Genomic DNA, 16,366 nt, shown 5'->3' on the forward strand with positions numbered 1-16,366 from the left:
GCGGTGGGACTCGATCTCGAACGGCTCTGGGAGGAGTTTCAGAACGAGGCCGAGGAGCACCTCGCCACTTCCGACCGTCTCATCGATCAGGCGCTGCAGCGGGCGCTGGCGAAGGGCGAGATCGGCGAGCTGTTTCGGGCCTTCCACTCCTTGAAGGGCATGGCCCGGGTCATGGGGCTGGGCGGCCTGGAGCAGATCGCGCATTGGACCGAGAGCCTCCTGGGGCTGGTGCGCGACCGCGGCGTCGCCCTCGATGAGGAGCTGCTGCAGGGCCTCGCCGTCGCCGTCGACCAGATGGACCAGATGCTGACGGAGATCGCCCGCGCCCACGCCGACGTGTCGGCGCCGGCCGAGCTCCTGGCGGCCTTGGTTCAGTTGAACGAGAAGCGCGGGGAGGGCGGTGCGACCGCTCCCTCCGGCGCCGAACCCCCGCCGCCATCTGCGGGGGGCAACGAGATGCATGGGCTCCTGGCCGAGCTCATGCGCGAGTTCCTGCCGGGCATCGCCCAATTGGCGGCGCCCAGCATCGAGGCCGAGGCCGCTGCCGGCATCGCCGACCCGGTGGTGGCACTCACCAATGCGGCCGAGGTGCTGCAGCTTCCGGAGTTCGGCGAGATTCTGGCCGGCCTTGCCGCCTTCGCCGGTCCGATCGGGCCGGAAAGCCTGGCCGCCCGGCACGCGCTCTTGGCACGCCTCCACGCCCAGGCGATCCAGATCGGCAAATTGGCCGGCGCCGATGCGGGTGCCGATGCCTTTGCCGCGGCGCTGGCGCCGCTCATGCAGCTACAAGCGGCCGGCGAGGGCGCCACGGGCGCTGCCGAAGAGGCGGAGGCGAGCATTGCCGGCCTGGCGCTGCCGGCGGAGTTCCATCCGCTGCTGTCAGCGGAGAGCCGCCGCGATCTGGAGCGGGCCGTCGGCGACGGACAGTCGGTCTATGCGGTCGAGGTCGCCCCCGATGGCCTCGAAGGCGGCGGCGCGTTCGAGCGCTTGGCCGAAATCGGCAACCCCATCGCCCGACGCGAGGTGCCCGGCGACGGGGAAAGCCGGGTCGAGGTCTTGCTGGTATCGCCCTTGGCTGAGATCGAGATGCGGGGCTCGGTGGCGGCACTCGATCCGAACCGGCGCTGGATCAAGGCGGTTCGCCCGATCGGCGAGTCGGTGGATCGCCGCCCGACCCCGTCGGGTGCAACGGACGCGCAGGTGGCCGCCCAGGAAACGGGCAGTGCCGCCGAGCCGGGACAAGCCGGCGAATCCTTGGTGCTGCGCGTGCGCAGCGTCGTGCTCGACCGGCTGATGGCCTCGGTCGGCGATGCCCGCGTCATCGCCGGCCAGCTCTCGCAGACGCTGCTCGAGGATCGGCGGAAGGCCGATGCGCTCTCCGGGCTGCATCGCATGCGGGAAACGCTCCCCGTCGCCATCGCAGCGGAGCTTGGACGGCATCTGGAAACCTTGAGAGAGCGCGAGACCGAGCTGGCGGCACTCGACGGCAAGCTCGCCACCGCGCTCTCCCAGCTGCACGCCGACGCCCTCGATCTGCGCGTGGTGCCGGTCGAAACCGTGCTCGCCCGCCTGCCGCGGGTGGCGCGCGAGGTGGCGCAGAGCCAGGGCAAACGCGTGCATATCCGCATCGAAGGCCGCGAGGTCAGGATCGACAAGAGCGTGGTGCAGCAGCTCCTGGAGCCGCTCATGCACATGATGCGGAACGCAGTCGACCACGGCATCGAGACGCCGGCGGAGCGGGAAGCCGCCGGCAAGAAGCCGACGGCGACGATCACGCTCTCCGCCCTGCAACGGGCGAGCGAGTTCCGACTCGAGGTCGCCGATGACGGACGCGGCCTCGATGCCGACGCCATCGCCAGGAAGGCGGTCGAGCGCGGCTTGGCGACGGCCGACGCGGTCGGCCGATTGCCGCCGGAGCGCATCTACCGGTTCATTTTCGAGGCCGGGTTCTCCACCGCTAAGGCCGTCACCGAGACCTCCGGGCGCGGCGTCGGCATGGACGTGGTCTTGCACACCCTCAACCGCCTCGGCGGCAGCATCGACATCAGGTCGGAGAAGGGGGCGGGAACGACCTTCGTTCTCCGGCTGCCCTTGTCCGCCGCCGTCCTGCCCTCGCTCCTGATCGAGGCGGCGGGCCAGGCGCTTGCCATCCCGGAACGCAATATCGTCTCGGTCGAGGAGATCGTGCCCGAGCGCATCCGGCAAGCGGGCGGCAGACGGGTGCTGCTGCGGGGCAATCTCGTGCTGCCGCTCTATCCCTTGTCCGGGCTGATCGGCCTTGGGGCGCAGGCCGCCGGCGGCGGGCACGCGGTGGTGGTGGCGAGCGGACGCGCCTCCATCGCGCTTGCCGTCGACCGCTTGCTCAGGCGCCAGGAGCTGCTGCTGCGCGATCTGCATCCGGCCTTGGCCGCGCTTCCCGGCGTGGGTGGGGCGGCGCTGCTCGGCGACGGCAGTCCAGTGCTCGTGCTCGATGTCGATGTGCTCATCGAGCTCGCCCGCTCCGGCGGTGCCAGAGCGAAGGCGCGCGCGGCCGGCACCTCATGAGCATGCATCTGGAGGTGCGGGCCGGACCCTATCGTCTGCTGATTCCCGCCCTGGCCGTGATGGAGGTTTGGGCGAGTGCGGAGGTCGTCGTGCCGGGAGCCTGGCGCGGCCGGGTTCTGCCCTATGTGGATCTCCGCCAGGTGCTGGGTCAGGAGGCTCGGGCTGGGTGCCCGATGCTCATTGCCTATGGCGAGAGCCCGGAGGATCCGATGGCGGCGATCCTCGGCCTCGACGAAGTCGCCGGCATGATCGCGCTGGAGCCCGCCTCTCTCAAGCCGTTCCCGCCCGGGCTCGCCGACGCGCACGGCCTCTTTGATGCGATTGCCATGTTGCCCGGCGAGCCGCCGGGTCCGCTGCGTCTTCGCCTCGGCGTCGATCTCAGCAAAGTGGCCGGGAGCTCGACCTGGTTAGGATGACTCGATCGGCCCGCGCTCTTTGGCGCGGAGCGCCAGGGCATTGAAGTCCGGCGGCGGCAGACCGACCGCGGCATGCATCACCTCCAGGAGCTGACGGCCGCGCTTGGGCTTCAGATCGAGGCTGACCGAGCCCGAGGGCTTCGGGATCACATCGAAGGCGCCGAGCCGCTTGGCAGTGGCGGCGATCTCGGAGGCGGCCTGGGCGACCGAGGAGAGCACGATGACCTTGGCTTGGCTCAGCAGCTTGAGCCGCTCCAGGACCTCGATGCCGCTCATCTTCGGCATCTCGATGTCGAGCACCACAAGGTCGGGCTTGAGCTTGACGACGGCGAGCGTGGCGGCAAAACCGTCCGCTGCCTCGCCGACGACGTTGAAGACCTCGTCCACGGCGATGATCTGCCGCACCAGCGTCCGGATGATGCCGGAATCGTCGACGATGAGCACTTTCGTGCGCCCGTCATCCGGCTTCAGCGCGCCCATGAACGATCCCATAGCCGCCCTCGTCCTCATCCTTCGAACGGGTCAATTCAGCGGATAGCAGAAATCGTGCCCGTCGTCGTCACCGGCAACCCCGTGCATTTTAGACAATTAATATAATAATCGCTACTGTTACCAACGCCGGCCACGGCTTGGCCCCCTGTCCGCAGCATGCGGACTGAGGCAAGGTAGCCGTGCCGCGCTTCGTCGCCCGCCACAGCCATCCGATCCGCCCTTGCCCTCTCGTTCCTGGCTCGTTCTGCTCGCCGCGACGGTCTTCATCCAGGTTGCGGCCAATTTCATGACCCAGGCGGTCTGGGTGCTGGCGCCGGCGCTCACCTCCAGCGCCGCGGTGGCGCCCGAGCGGATCGGCGATCTGGCGGCGCTGGTGTCGCTGGGCTCCATCATCTTCTTCGTCTTCGGCGGCACGCTGTTGCTGCGCTTCGGCTCGATGCGCATGATCCAGGCCGGCATCCTCGTCACGGTTGCGAGCGTCGGCCTGCTCCTGTTCGGCAGCTGGCCGCTGATGCTCTTGGGCAACCTCATGATGGGCCTCGGCTACGGCCCTTCGCCTCCGGCCGGCAGCGACATACTGGCGCGGTCCGTGCCGCCGCGGCAGAAGGCGCTGGCGTTCTCGGTGCGCCAGGCGGGCGGGCCGCTCGGCGCGATGATCGCCGGTGCGACGCTTCCGGCGATCGCGCTCGCCATGGGCTGGCGCACGGCCTTGGTGGTCTCCGCCATCGTCGGCATCGTTTGCGTGATGGCGCTCCAGCCGCTCCGCGCCGCCGTCGATGCCACGAGGCAGCGCGATCTCCAGCTATCCTTCAGAAGCATGTTCGGGATTGCGAGCCTGCTCGCCCCGATCCGATCGATGCGGCTGGCACCCTCATTGCCGAGCCTGACCGCGGCGGCGGTGGCGCTGGCGCTGGTCCATGGCAGCCTCTCCACCTTCATGGTGACCTACATGACGACCGAGATCGGCCTCCCCTTCACCTTGGCCGGGATCACCTATTCGGCGCTCCAGCTCGGCGGCATGGTCGGGCGGATCTTCGTCGGCTGGATCGCCGACCGGGTGGGCACGGTCATCGCCACCCTCAAGGTGCTGGCGGTCACCACCACGGCGATGACCTTGGTCATGGCGGCGATCCAGCCGACCTGGCCGGTGGCGCTCACCCTTGCCGTCATCGTGCTGACCGGCATCGCCGCCACCAGCTGGAACGGCATTCATCTGGCCGAGGTGGCGCGCCTGGCGCCGGAAGGAAAGGTCAGCGAAGCGGCATCCGGTTCGGTCTTCTTCACCTTCCTTGCCTACAGCCTCGGGCCGTTCCTCTTTTCGCAAGCGGTGTCCGTCGTCGGCTCCTACGGCCCTGTCTTCGCCGCCAGCGCTCTCCTCGGCCTCGTCGCCGGCGTGGCCCTCATCTTCGCCGACCGCAAGGCCCGCTAGCGGCGCGATCCGAAAAATCGGCCAAGCGCGGGTTGCGCCCGGTTTTCGAGGCCGATACTGTTCTTCGAATACCCGATCACCCGGAGCCGCCCATGACCGCTCTTCGCCGCAGCACCGATCCGGCACGGCCAGCGCTCGCCGACCCCGCCGCCGGCGTGGCGTTCATCGAAGGCGCCTATGTGCCGATCACGGAAGCGAAGATCTCGATCCTGGATTTCGGCTTCACCCGCTCGGATGTCACCTACGACGTGGTGCATGTCTGGAACGGCAGGTTCTTCCGCTTGGACCGGCATCTCGAGCGCTTCCAGAACTCGATGCGGACGCTGCGCATGTCGCTCCCCTACGGCAAGGACGACATCCGCCGCATCCTCTCGGAGTGCGTCAAGCGCACCGGCCTCAAAAACGCGTTCGTCGCCATGGTCTGCACCCGCGGGCGGCCCGAACCCGGCAGCCGCGATCCGCGCACCTGCACCAATCAGTTCATCGCCTATGCGATCCCCTTCGTGTGGATCGCCGATCTCGAGCGCCAGGAGAAGGGCTTGCAGGCGATCATCAGCGCGCGGCCGCGCATTCCGGCCCTCTCGGTCGATCCCACGGTCAAGAACTATCACTGGCTCGACATGGTGATGAGCCTGTTCGAGGCCTACGACAAGGGTGCCGAGATCCCGATCCTGCTCGACCTCGACGGCAACGTCGCCGAAGGCCCGGGCTTCAACGCCTTCTGTGTGCGGGACGGCAAGGTGCTGACCCCCGACCAAGGCATGCTGGAAGGTATCACGAGGCGCACCATGCTCGATCTCTGCAAGGGGGCGGGGCTCGCCTTGGAGGTGCGCAAGGTGAGCGTCCAAGAGTTCCGCGATGCAGATGAGATCTTCCTCTCCTCCACTGCCGGCGGGGTGATCCCGATCGTGACGCTGGACCGGCGCATCTACGGCAACGGCGTGCCCGGCCCGGTCACCATGCAGCTCCGCAAGCTCTATTGGGCGAAGCATGACCAGGGGTGGGAGGGAACCCCGATCGACTACGATTGAGATTCCATCCGCCATGAGCCAGATCCGCGACCCCATCGCCTTCGAGCTCTTCAAGAACGCGATCTTCTCCATCGCCGACGAGATGGCGCTCACCGTCTACCGCACCACCTATTCCGGCGTGCTCAAGGACAATATGGATTACTCCACCGGCTTCGCGGATGCGGAAGGCCGGCTGGTGGCGCAGGGCCTGACCTTGCCCGGGCATCTGGGTTCGGTGCCGACCGCGCTCGAGTCGATCATGCGGCATTTCCGCGACGACATGGCGCCGGGCGACATTTTCATCATGAACGACCCCTTCGATGGCGGCATGCATCTGCCGGACATCTTCGTGTTCAAGCCGCTCTATCACGAGGGCGCCCGGCTCGGCTTCGCCGCCACCGTCTGCCACCACACCGATGTCGGCGGCCGCGTCGCCGGCTCGAATGCCTCCGACTCGACCGAGATCTACGCCGAGGGCCTCAGGATCCCGCCCCTGAAGATGTACGAGCGGGGCAAGCGCAACGAGACGCTGTTTTCCTTCATCGAGAAGAACGTCCGTTTGCCGGTCAAGGTCTTCGGCGATCTCCGCGCCCAGCTCGCCGCCTGCCACATCGCCGAAAAACAGTTCGCCGAGCTCATCGCCAAGCTCGGCGCCGAGACGGTAACGCAGTACATGGCGGAGACGATCGATTATGCCGAGCGCTTGACCCGGGCGGCGATCCGCGATCTCCCCGACGGCAGCTGGAGCTTCGAGGACTGGATCGACGATGACGGTGTGGAGGTCGGCAAGCCGATCCGCCTCTTCGTCACCGTCACCAAGAAGGGCGACGGCATGGTCGTCGACTGGACCGGCACGGCACCCCAGGTCAAAGGCGCCATCAACAACACGCTCTCCTTCACCAAGGCCGCCTCCTACACCGCCATCCGCTCGGTCCTGCCGCTGGGCATTCCCAACAACGAAGGCGTGTTCCGGGCGATCGAGGTGGTCGCCCCCCCGGGCACGGTGGCGAACGGTGTGTTGCCGGCGGCCTGCGCGGCGCGCGGTTTGACCGGGTTCCGCATGGTCGATTGCTGCTTTGGCGCGCTCGCCATGATGCTGCCCACCCGTGTCTTCGCCGCTTCCGATGGCGGCAACACCGGCATCTCCATCGGCGGCTACCATGCCGACCGCACGCCCTTCATCTATGTGGACTTCACCTGCGGGGCTTGGGGAGCCCGACCTTGGGCCGACGGGCTCGACGGCAACTCCAACATGTTCGCCAACATGGCCTCGCACTCGATCGAGGTGACCGAGGCCGAGCAGCCCCTGCAGCTCCTGGCCTATGAGTTCGTGCCGAACAAGGCGGGCGCCGGCCGCTACCGCGGCGGCTCCGCCTTCCGCCGCGACTACCGCTTCATGGAGGAGGAGGGCGTGCTGCAAGTGCGCTCCGACCGCCGCACCTTCCGCCCCTACGGTCTCTATGGCGGCAGCCCGGGCAAGCCATCGGCGAATTTCCTCAATCCCGAAGCCGAGAACACGGTGCTGCCCTCGAAGCTCACCATGACCATCCGCAAGGGCGACGTGTTCCGCCACGAGCTCGCCGGCGCCGGCGGTTATGGCGATCCCTTCGAGCGCGAGCCGAAGAAGGTGCTGAAGGACGTGCGCAACGAGCTTTTGAGCCTGGATCTGGCGCGCCGCGACTACGGCGTCGTCATCGATCCCCGGGCCTGGAGCGTGGAGGAGGCAGAGACCAAACAGCTCCGCGCCGAGCTCCGCCGCCGCCGCGGCTGGACCGAGCCGCCGAAAGTCTCCCGGGAAGACCCGCCCGCAATCACCGCCGAGGCCGCGGAGTGAAGGCTCGGCTCCTCTCTTACTCCCTCTCCCATGGGGAGAGGGCCGGGGTGAGGGGAAGAGTCGCCGCCTTCGCGGTGGCGTCGAACTTCTCAGCCAACGCCTCCCCTCACCCTAACCCTCTCCCCACGGGAGAGGGAATACGAGGGGGTGACCTCTGTCGCTGAGTCGTTTCCGCGTCGGCGTCGATATCGGCGGCACCTTCACCGACATCGTCTTCCTCGGCGGCGACGGCCGCATCCACACCAAGAAGATCTCCTCCAGCGTCGAGGACTATGCCCGCGCCATCATCGAGGGCATCGGCGAGATCTTCGCCCAGACCGGCCTCCAGCCCCCCGACATCGCCGAGATCCGCCACGGCACCACCGTCGCCTCGAATGCCATTCTCGAGCACAAGGGGGCATTGACCGGGCTCATCACCACCAAAGGCTTCCGCGACGTGCTCGAGATCCGCACGCTCCGCATGCCGCGGCTCTACGATATCGCCTGGGAGAAGCCGCCGCCCTTGGTCGAGCGTTATCTGCGCAAGGTCGTCGATGAGCGGGTCGATGCGGTGGGCAACATTCAGCGCCCGCTCGATCCCAAGGACGCCGAGCGCGCAGTCGATGCGCTCCTGGGCGAGGGTGTCGAGGCGATCGCCGTTTGCCTTCTCAACTCCTTCGTCAATCCCAAGCACGAGCTGATGCTGAAGGAGATCATCCAAGGGAAGGCGCCTGGCATCGATCTCTCGATCAGCTACGAGGTGCTGCCCGAAATCAAGGAATACGAGCGCACCTCGACCACGGTCATCAACGCCTATGTCATGCCGATCGTGGCCGGATACTTGACCTCGCTGCGTGCTGCCCTCGATCGGGCCGGCATCGCCGCACCGGTCCTGCTGATGCAATCCAACGGGGGCCTCACCACCAGTGCGGCCGCAACCCTGCGCCCGATGAACATCATCGAGTCCGGGCCGGCGGGCGGCGTGGTCGGCGGCCAGGCCCTCGCCCGGCGCATCGGCCTCGACAAGATCGTCACCTTCGACATGGGCGGCACCACGGCGAAGGCATCGCTGGTCGAGAGCGGCCAGTTTACCCGTGCCGGCGAATATCAGGTGGGCGGCGGCATCATGATCGGCTCGCGGCTGCTGACCGGTGCGGGCTACCTCTTGAAGGTGCCGGCGATCGATCTGGCCGAGGTCGGCGCCGGCGGCGGCTCCATCGTCTGGCTCGATGCCGGCGGCTCCTTGCAGATCGGTCCGGAAAGTGCGGGAGCCGCACCGGGCCCGGTCTGCTACGACCAGGGCGGAACCCGGCCGACCATCACCGACGCCAACGTGATCCTGGGCTACATCAATCCTGGTTATCTCATCGGCGGCGCGCTTACGCTCAATGCGGAGCGCGCCCGCCAGGTCTTTGCCGACACCATTGCCGCCAGGACCGGTCTCGATCTGGCGGACGCCGCCTACGGCGCCCATATGATCGCCGCCTCCAACATGATCCGGGCGATCAAGGCGGTCTCGACCGAGCGCGGCCGGGATCCCCGCGACTTCGCGCTCTTCGCCTTCGGCGGCAACGGCCCGATCTTCGCCTGTTCCATGGCCGAGGCCTTGGGTATGCGCCGCGTGGTGATTCCGCCGATGCCCGGCCTCTTCTCCTCCTTCGGTCTGTTGGCGGCCGAAGTGGAGCATCACTATGGCCGCAGCTTTCGGCGCCTCATCCGCACCATGGATCTAGCCGAGCTCAACGGTGCCTGGGATCGGTTGACCGCCGATGCGCTGGCTGAGCTGGCATCCGAAGGCTTTGCGGGTGCCCAGACGCGGATCGAGCGCTTCGCCGCCCTTCACTACCATGGTCAGACCTTTGAGCTCGTCGTGCCCGCACCTTCGGGTCCGATCGACCGACATGCCGTTGCTCACCTTGAAGAAGCCTTCGGGGCCGAGCATGAGCGGACCTATGGCCACCGTGCCGGACCGGACGAGCCGGTGGAGATCGTCGCCATCCAAGTGATCGGCCGCGGCCTCGAGCAAGGCCCGCTCCTACCCGAGCGCCTGGTCTCGAGCCGGGCGGACGGGACGAAGCTGCCGCCGCGCCAGGCCTATTTCGGCGCCAAACAGGGTTGGCTCAAGACGCCGGTCCAGCGCCGAACCGACCTGGCGAAGCCTATGAAGGGCCCCTGCATCGTCGAAGAGTACGACGCCACCACCGTCGTCCCTCCCGGTGCCACCGCCAACCTCGACGGGTTTGGCAATATTCTGATCGAGCTAAGAGTTCGCCGCGAAAGCCCCCACCCTCACCCTCCCCCACGCTGACGCATGGGGGAGGGAGAGGAGAGCGATTTCGACTCCCTCCCTCGCCGACAGGCGGGGGAGGGTGGGGGTGGGGGCATCCGGCGGTAGGACCTATTCTCTTTCGCGTTCGCTTGTGCGTGCTGGTACCTGCGCGTGTGTGGGGCTACTTGCCCAAGCCTGGACGATCCCATGCTCCATCACGCGCCCAGCATCGACATCGGCAAGCGCTTCCAATGTCATCCGCCGCCGTTCTTCGTCTGCGACTCCGCGTGTTCTTGTCATCGCCGCCTCACACCCCGTCGCGCGGGATCTCCGTGTTCCAGTCGCGCTCGAAGACGAGCGTGCTCCCCTCATAGGCTTCCAGCCGCGCTTCCAGCTTGAAATGCGTCTTGGTCGAGGTCATGACCGTGCGGGTCTCGGTGCGCACCCGCCATTCCGGACGCTTCGGCCCCGCCGGGCGCTCGTGCAAGGTGGTCCAGGTGCTCTCGACCCGGGCCGAGAGCGGATCGTCGGGGCGGATCTGGAAGCGGTTGCTGCCTTTGAGCTCGACGGTCAATCCATGTTGGGGGAAGTGGGTGCGGCCGCGGCTGGTCTCGAAGGTGTAGGTCTGGGTGCCGGCGGCGACGTCGCGCTCGACCCGGACCCGGCGCAAGGCCGGCACCAGCTCGGTTGCCTTCGCTGCCGAAGCGCCCTCGGCCGGCTGAAACGGCGGCAGCCGCGAATCCTCCTTCCGCGGCGGTCGCTCCGGCAGCGCCAACTTGGCATTTGCGCCGGTGAAGAGCGTGAGCGTCACCGGCTCCGGCGACGGCCACAAGAGCGGCCAATAGGAGGTGGAGATCGCCAGCCTGAGGCGATGTCCCGGCAGGAAGGCGTGCCCGAGATCGTTGAGCTTGACCGTCACGCGGATGCGCTCGCCCGGCACCAGCGGTTTCGGTTCCGCATGGCCGTCGCGGTGAGTCAGGTTGAGCGGGCCGTAGCTGACCCGGGTCGAGGCGCCGTTCGGCTCGACATCGCAAAGCCTGACGCAGATGAGGGCGAGCGGCCGGTCGACTGCGAGCTCCAGGGTGACTTCCGGCGCGCCCAGGACTTCCAGGCGCTCCGCGAGCGGCTCGGAATCGAAGCAAAGCGCGTTGCCGTCATCCTCGCGCTGGTCGGTCGGCATGTCGCTGTCGCCGCCATAGGGGCACCACACGCCCGACGCGATGCCGGTCGTCTGCTGGGAGCTCAGGGTGAGCGGAACACTCTCGCCGGCGCCGCCGACGAGCCGGCCAGGTGCCAGGAAATAAGTCTTGGGCTTGATTTGCGGCGACGGCCAGACCCGCTCGCCCACCCAACGGCCGGGGCGTTCGGTGTAGCGCTGGCGCGGCTCGACGCTGTCCTGCAGCCAGGCCCGCAGCATCGGCTCGGCCATGACGCCGGTGTCGCGGCCCTTCAGCCATTGGTCCCACCACCGGAGCGCGTCTTGGAGGAAGCCCACGGGCATGATGTGCGCGGCATGGGGATAGCTGTGCGCCCACGGACCGATCAGCCCTTTGCGCGGCACCTTGAGGCCGGTCATCAGCCTCGGGATGGCATTGGTGTAGCCGTCCTCCCAGCCGCCGACCGCATAGACCGCGCATTGGATGGCGCCGAAATCCTCATTGACCGAGCCTTGCTGCCAGAGCGCATCCCGCCGCTGATGGCGAAGCCAGGTCTCGAAGAAGTGCGGGGTCTCCTCCAGCCGCTTCCTCCAGACTTCGCGCCACGCCTCGCCGACGATGAGCGGATCGGGCGGCCGCGCATTGAAAGCGAACATGGTGCAGCCCCAGCCCATGTTGTTGGTGAGCAAGCAGCCGCCCATGAAATGCACGTCATCGGCATAGCGATCATCGGTGGAGCAGAGGGTGATGATCGCCTTCAACGCCGGTGGCCGCCTCGCCGCCACCTGCAGCCCGTTGAAGCCGCCCCAGGAGATCCCGATCATGCCGACCGCACCCGTCGACCAGGGCTGCTTGGCGATCCAGTCGATCACCTCGACGGCGTCAAGTTGCTCCTGCTCCAGATACTCGTCCATGAGCACGCCGTCGGAGTCGCCGCTGCCGCGCATGTCGACCCTGAGACACGCATAGCCGTGCCCGGCGAAATACGCGTGGTTGCTGGCATCGCGCTTGTAGGTGCCGTCGCGCTGCCGGTAGGGCAGGTATTCCAGGATCGCCGGCACCTTGTTGCGCGCGGCATCCTCGGGCAGCCAGATGCGGGCGGCGAGCTTGGTGCCGTCGGCGAGCGGGATCCACTGGTGCTGGATCTCGCGCACCGCGCGGGGAAAGGTCGAAACGACGCGAATGGCCGGCCCCGGTTCTTTGTTGACGGAAGTATCCGGCCCTCTGGAGGCTGCGGTCAAGCCGGGGCGGCTCGCCCCCATTCTTCCTGCACCTGGCCGTCGGTTTCGGCCGCGCCGCGCCGCGCCCTGAGCTGGGCGAATGAGGCGGCATCGACGAGCCGCGACAGGGCCCAGACCGCCATGGCGCGGACCAAGGGGGACGCATCGTCGAGGCGCCTCTCGGCTATGGGCACGAGCCCCGCATCGCCGCTGTTGCCAATCGCGATCATGACGTTGCGGAGAAAGCGGTCGCGGCCCGTGCGCTTCACCGGCGAGCCGGCGAAGAGGCGGCGGAAGCCCGCATCGTCGAGCTCGGCCAGCTCCGCCAGACGCGGCGAGGCCAGCTCCTCGCGGGCGCGGAAGCCCGGCTCGTTCGCGGCTTGTGCGAACTTGTTCCAGGGACAGACGGCAAGGCAATCATCGCAGCCATAGATGCGGTTGCCGATGAGCGGGCGCAGCTCCGCATCGATGGTGCCCTTGTGCTCGATGGTGAGGTAGGAGATGCAGCGCCGCGCATCCAAGCGGTAGGCTGCGGGGAAGGCGCCGGTGGGACAGACCTCGAGACACCGGCTGCAGCTGCCGCAATGATCCGTCTCCGCCGCATCGGCTTCGAGCACCAGCGTGGTGTAGATCTCACCCAGGAACAGCCAGGAGCCATGGGTCCTGGAGACGAGGTTGGTGTGCTTGCCCTGCCAGCCCAGGCCGGCCGCTTCCGCCAGCGGCTTCTCCATGACCGGTGCCGTGTCGACGAAGAGCTTGAGCTCGCCGCCGACATGGCGCTGCATCCATTCGGCCATCTCCCGGAGCCGCACTTTTATTACGTCGTGATAGTCGCGTCCTCGGGCATAGACGGAGATGTTGCCACGGTCGGGCTCCGCCAGAAGCGCCAGCGGATCGTCTGCAGGCGCGTAGGAGAGTCCGAGCATGACGACGCTCTCCGCCTCCGGCCACAGCGCCTTCGGCTCGCCGCGGCGCTCGGCCTTGGCCGCGAGCCATCCCATGTCGCCGTGATAGCCGCGCGCCAGGTACTCCCGGAGATCGGCGCGCGCATGGTCGGCCAGTGTGGCCTTGGCGAAGCCGACGGCATCGAATCCCAGCGCCAGCGCCCGATCGCGGATGGCTTGGCGCGGATCGGTCAGCATCGGTTGTGCCCTTCGCGACCGCTTGCCCCCACCCCAACCCTCCCCCACGTTGGACGTGGGGGAGGGAGCACGAAGCACCTTTCATTCCCCCTCCCCCGCCGAATGCGGGGGAGGGTCGGGGTGGGGGCAGCCTGCATTACCTGATCGCGCAACGCCTATCCCCGGCCGCGATAGGGAGCGACCTCCTGCGGGGGAATCCACAATCCCTCCGGTGCCGGGCCCGATTGGTAGAAGACGTCGATCGGCATGCCGCCGCGGGGGTACCAATAGCCGCCGATCCGGAGCCATTGCGGCTGGATCTCGCGCATGAGCCGTTTGGCGATGTCGAGAGTGCAGGCCTCGTGGAAGGCGCCGTGGTTGCGGAAGGAGCCGAGATAGAGCTTGAGCGACTTGCTCTCGACCAGATAGGCCCCCGGCAGGTAGTCCAGCACCAGATGGGCGAAATCCGGCTGGCCGGTGATCGGGCAGAGACAGGTAAATTCCGGACAGGTGAAGCGCACGAGGTAGCGCTCGCCCTGGTGTGGATTGTTGACGCGCTCCAAGACCGCTTCGCCGGGGGTCGCAGGTAGGGCCACGCGCTGGCCGAGCTGGGTCAGTGTCTCAGTCATGAGCAATCCCTCCTGCGGCGAGCGCGTCATCCAGCCTCTCGCCGCCCTCCTGCATGCGGGTGAACTCCGCCTCGAACGCATCCAGCGTCCCGGCCTCGATGGCGCCCCTGATTCCGGCCATCAGCTCCTGATAATAGTGCAGATTGTGCCAGGTCAGCAGCATCGGGCCCAGGATCTCGCCGGCACGGAATAGATGGCTCAAATAGGCGCGAGCGTAGCCGCGGCAAGCGGGGCAGGCGCAGCGCTCATCCAAGGGACGCGCGCTCGCGGCATGCACGGCGTTGCGAAGATTGAGCGTGCCGTGGCGGGTGAAGGCCTGGCCGGTGCGCCCGGAGCGGGTCGGCAGCACGCAGTCGAACATGTCGATGCCGCGGCGGACCGCGCCCATTATGTCTGCCGGTCGACCGACCCCCATGAGATAGCGCGGCCGGTCTTTCGGCATCGACGGCACGGTCGCATCCAAGACCCGGAACATGGTCTCCTGCCCTTCGCCGACGGCGAGCCCGCCCACGGCGTAGCCGTCGAAGCCGATGGCGCCGAGCGCGGCCACGGATTCTTGCCGGAGCTCCGGATAGACGCTGCCCTGGACGATGCCGAAGAGGCCGTGGCCGGGGCGCTCGCGGAAGGAAGCCCGGCAGCGCTCCGCCCAGCGCATGGAGAGCTGCATCGAGGACTCGGCGACGGCGGCATCGACGGGATAGGGCGTGCACTCATCCAGGCACATGGTGATATCGGAGCCGATGAGATGCTGGATCTCGATGGCGCGCTCCGGTGTCAGCTCATGCCGGCTGCCGTCGAGATGCGATTTGAAGGTGACACCGGTCTCGTCGATGGTGCGGAGAGCGGCCAGCGACATCACCTGATAGCCGCCGGAGTCGGTCAGGATCGGCAGCGGCCAATTGCCGAAGCGATGCAGCCCGCCCAAGCCATGGATGCGATCGGCGCCGGGCCGCAGCATCAGATGGTAGGTGTTGGCGAGCACGATCTCCGCACCGGTGGCGACCACCGAGTCCGGTAGCATGGCCTTGACCGTGCCGGCGGTGCCGCAAGGCATGAAGGCGGGCGTGTTCACCACCCCATGCGCGGTGGTAAGCCGGCCGCGGCGCGCTGCGCCCGACGTCGCCATCAGCTCGAAGCCAATGCTCACGCCGCCCTCGGCAAGAGGCAGCAATCGCCATAGGAATAGAAGCGGTATCCCGCTTGGATCGCATGGGCATAGGCCTGGCGGATGCGCTCGAGGCCCGAGAAGGCGGCGACCAGCATGAACAGGGTCGAGCGCGGCAGATGGAAATTGGTGATGAGGCGATCCACTAGCTTGAAGGCGTAGCCGGGAGTGATGAAGAGGCGCGTCTCACCTTGAAACGGCTGGAGATAGCCGTCGGCAGAGGTGGCGGATTCGATGAGCCGGAGGCTGGTGGTACCGACGGCGACGATGCGGCCGCCCTGGGCCCGCGCCCCATTGATCGCCTGGGCCGCGTCGGGCGAGACCTCGCCCCATTCGGCATGCATCTTGTGCCGGCTCGGATCGGCGACCTTGACCGGGAGAAAGGTGCCGGCGCCGACATGCAGCGTGACCGTGGCCATGGTGATGCCCCGGTCGCTGAGGCGCTGGATGAGCGCAGGCGTGAAGTGCAAGCCCGCGGTCGGGGCGGCCACCGCACCGTCGCGGCGCGCATAAACCGTCTGGTAGTCCACTTCATCGGTGGGTTCCACCCCATGGGGGCGGGGAATGTAGGGCGGCAAAGGCAGCGCGCCGTGGCGCCTGAGCGCATCGGCGAGCCGGCTTTCCGGCATGGCGAAATCGAACACGACTTCGCCGGCCTCGCGCTTGGCGGCGACGCGGGCAGCGAAGCCCGGGGCGAATTCGATGGTCTTGCCATCCGCCAGCTTTCGTGCCGGCCGGGCAAACGCGGCCCAAATGCCGTCACCCTCGCGCTTATGCAGGGTCACTTCGACCCGGGCTTCGCCCACGCGTCCCACAAGCCGGGCCGGGATCACCCTGGTGTCGTTCAAGATGAGGACATCCCCCGGCGCCAGCAGCTCGGGGAGCTCGCTCACCTGGCGGTCGACGAGGCCCCCCTGATTCGCGGTGGGGGTGAGATCGAGCAGCCGCGCCCGGTCCCGCGGCCGCGCCGGATGCCGGGCGATCCGGTCGGGGGGCAGCTCGAAGTCAAAATCCTCAATGCGCATGGCGGGCTGGCTATAGACCAAAGGCCCGAGGGAAGGAACCGGGCGCTATATTCACAACAAAAATATGTAAAAAATT

General features: G+C 67.6%; 12 protein-coding genes. 6 read left to right on the plus strand and 6 right to left on the minus strand.

The window, feature by feature from the left end; all coding sequences use genetic code 11:
- Positions 1-3 precede the first annotated feature (3 nt).
- Both HY058_21250 and HY058_21255 read left to right on the plus strand, forming a co-directional pair.
- Positions 4-2,544, plus strand: a complete 2,541-nt coding sequence (locus tag HY058_21250) for an Hpt domain-containing protein (protein ID MBI3499833.1) — start codon at positions 4-6, stop codon at positions 2,542-2,544.
- Entirely contained in the window at positions 2,541-2,960 is a 420-nt protein-coding gene (locus tag HY058_21255) for a hypothetical protein (GenBank protein MBI3499834.1), read from the plus strand. The genes HY058_21250 and HY058_21255 overlap by 4 nt, the downstream gene beginning before the upstream one ends.
- On the opposite strand, the gene HY058_21260 is transcribed toward HY058_21255, so the two are convergent.
- Positions 2,952-3,440, minus strand: a complete 489-nt coding sequence (locus tag HY058_21260; GenBank protein MBI3499835.1) for a response regulator — start codon at positions 3,438-3,440, stop codon at positions 2,952-2,954. The two genes, HY058_21255 and HY058_21260, sit on opposite strands and share 9 nt — an antisense overlap.
- A gap of 232 nt (positions 3,441-3,672) precedes the next feature.
- Between HY058_21260 and HY058_21265 the strand changes: the two genes are divergently transcribed.
- The 4 genes from HY058_21265 (at position 3,673) to HY058_21280 (ending at position 10,012) form a co-directional block, all read left to right on the plus strand.
- A complete protein-coding gene (locus HY058_21265; protein ID MBI3499836.1) occupies positions 3,673-4,881 on the plus strand; it encodes an MFS transporter in 1,209 nt (402 codons plus the stop codon).
- A gap of 92 nt (positions 4,882-4,973) precedes the next feature.
- Complete coding sequence (locus HY058_21270) at positions 4,974-5,912, plus strand: aminotransferase class IV (GenBank protein MBI3499837.1); 939 nt, start codon at positions 4,974-4,976, stop codon at positions 5,910-5,912.
- Between the two features lie 13 nt (positions 5,913-5,925).
- On the plus strand, positions 5,926-7,725 hold the full coding sequence (locus HY058_21275) for a hydantoinase B/oxoprolinase family protein (protein ID MBI3499838.1): 1,800 nt from the start codon (positions 5,926-5,928) through the stop codon (positions 7,723-7,725).
- A 154-nt stretch (positions 7,726-7,879) separates the two neighbouring features.
- Complete coding sequence (locus HY058_21280; GenBank protein ID MBI3499839.1) at positions 7,880-10,012, plus strand: hydantoinase/oxoprolinase family protein; 2,133 nt, start codon at positions 7,880-7,882, stop codon at positions 10,010-10,012.
- Between the two features lie 268 nt (positions 10,013-10,280).
- On the opposite strand, the gene HY058_21285 is transcribed toward HY058_21280, so the two are convergent.
- From HY058_21285 to queA, 5 genes are all read right to left on the minus strand, one after another.
- On the minus strand, positions 10,281-12,314 hold the full coding sequence (locus HY058_21285; GenBank protein MBI3499840.1) for a CocE/NonD family hydrolase: 2,034 nt from the start codon (positions 12,312-12,314) through the stop codon (positions 10,281-10,283).
- 53 nt (positions 12,315-12,367) lie between these two features.
- On the minus strand, positions 12,368-13,492 hold the full coding sequence (gene queG / locus HY058_21290) for a tRNA epoxyqueuosine(34) reductase QueG (GenBank protein MBI3499841.1): 1,125 nt from the start codon (positions 13,490-13,492) through the stop codon (positions 12,368-12,370).
- Between the two features lie 155 nt (positions 13,493-13,647).
- Positions 13,648-14,100, minus strand: coding sequence for an NADPH-dependent 7-cyano-7-deazaguanine reductase QueF (gene queF, locus HY058_21295; protein ID MBI3499842.1), 453 nt, complete (start codon positions 14,098-14,100; stop codon positions 13,648-13,650).
- The gene (gene tgt / locus HY058_21300; GenBank protein MBI3499843.1) at positions 14,093-15,226 is read right to left on the minus strand and encodes a tRNA guanosine(34) transglycosylase Tgt; all 1,134 of its coding nucleotides are present in this window, start codon (positions 15,224-15,226) and stop codon (positions 14,093-14,095) included. Before tgt ends, queF begins: the two co-directional genes overlap by 8 nt.
- 17 nt (positions 15,227-15,243) lie before the next feature.
- Complete coding sequence (queA, locus tag HY058_21305) at positions 15,244-16,290, minus strand: tRNA preQ1(34) S-adenosylmethionine ribosyltransferase-isomerase QueA (GenBank protein ID MBI3499844.1); 1,047 nt, start codon at positions 16,288-16,290, stop codon at positions 15,244-15,246.
- Positions 16,291-16,366: the final 76 nt, after the last annotated feature.

Source organism: Pseudomonadota bacterium, assembly GCA_016195085.1.
GTDB lineage: Bacteria > Pseudomonadota > Alphaproteobacteria > SHVZ01 > SHVZ01 > JACQAG01.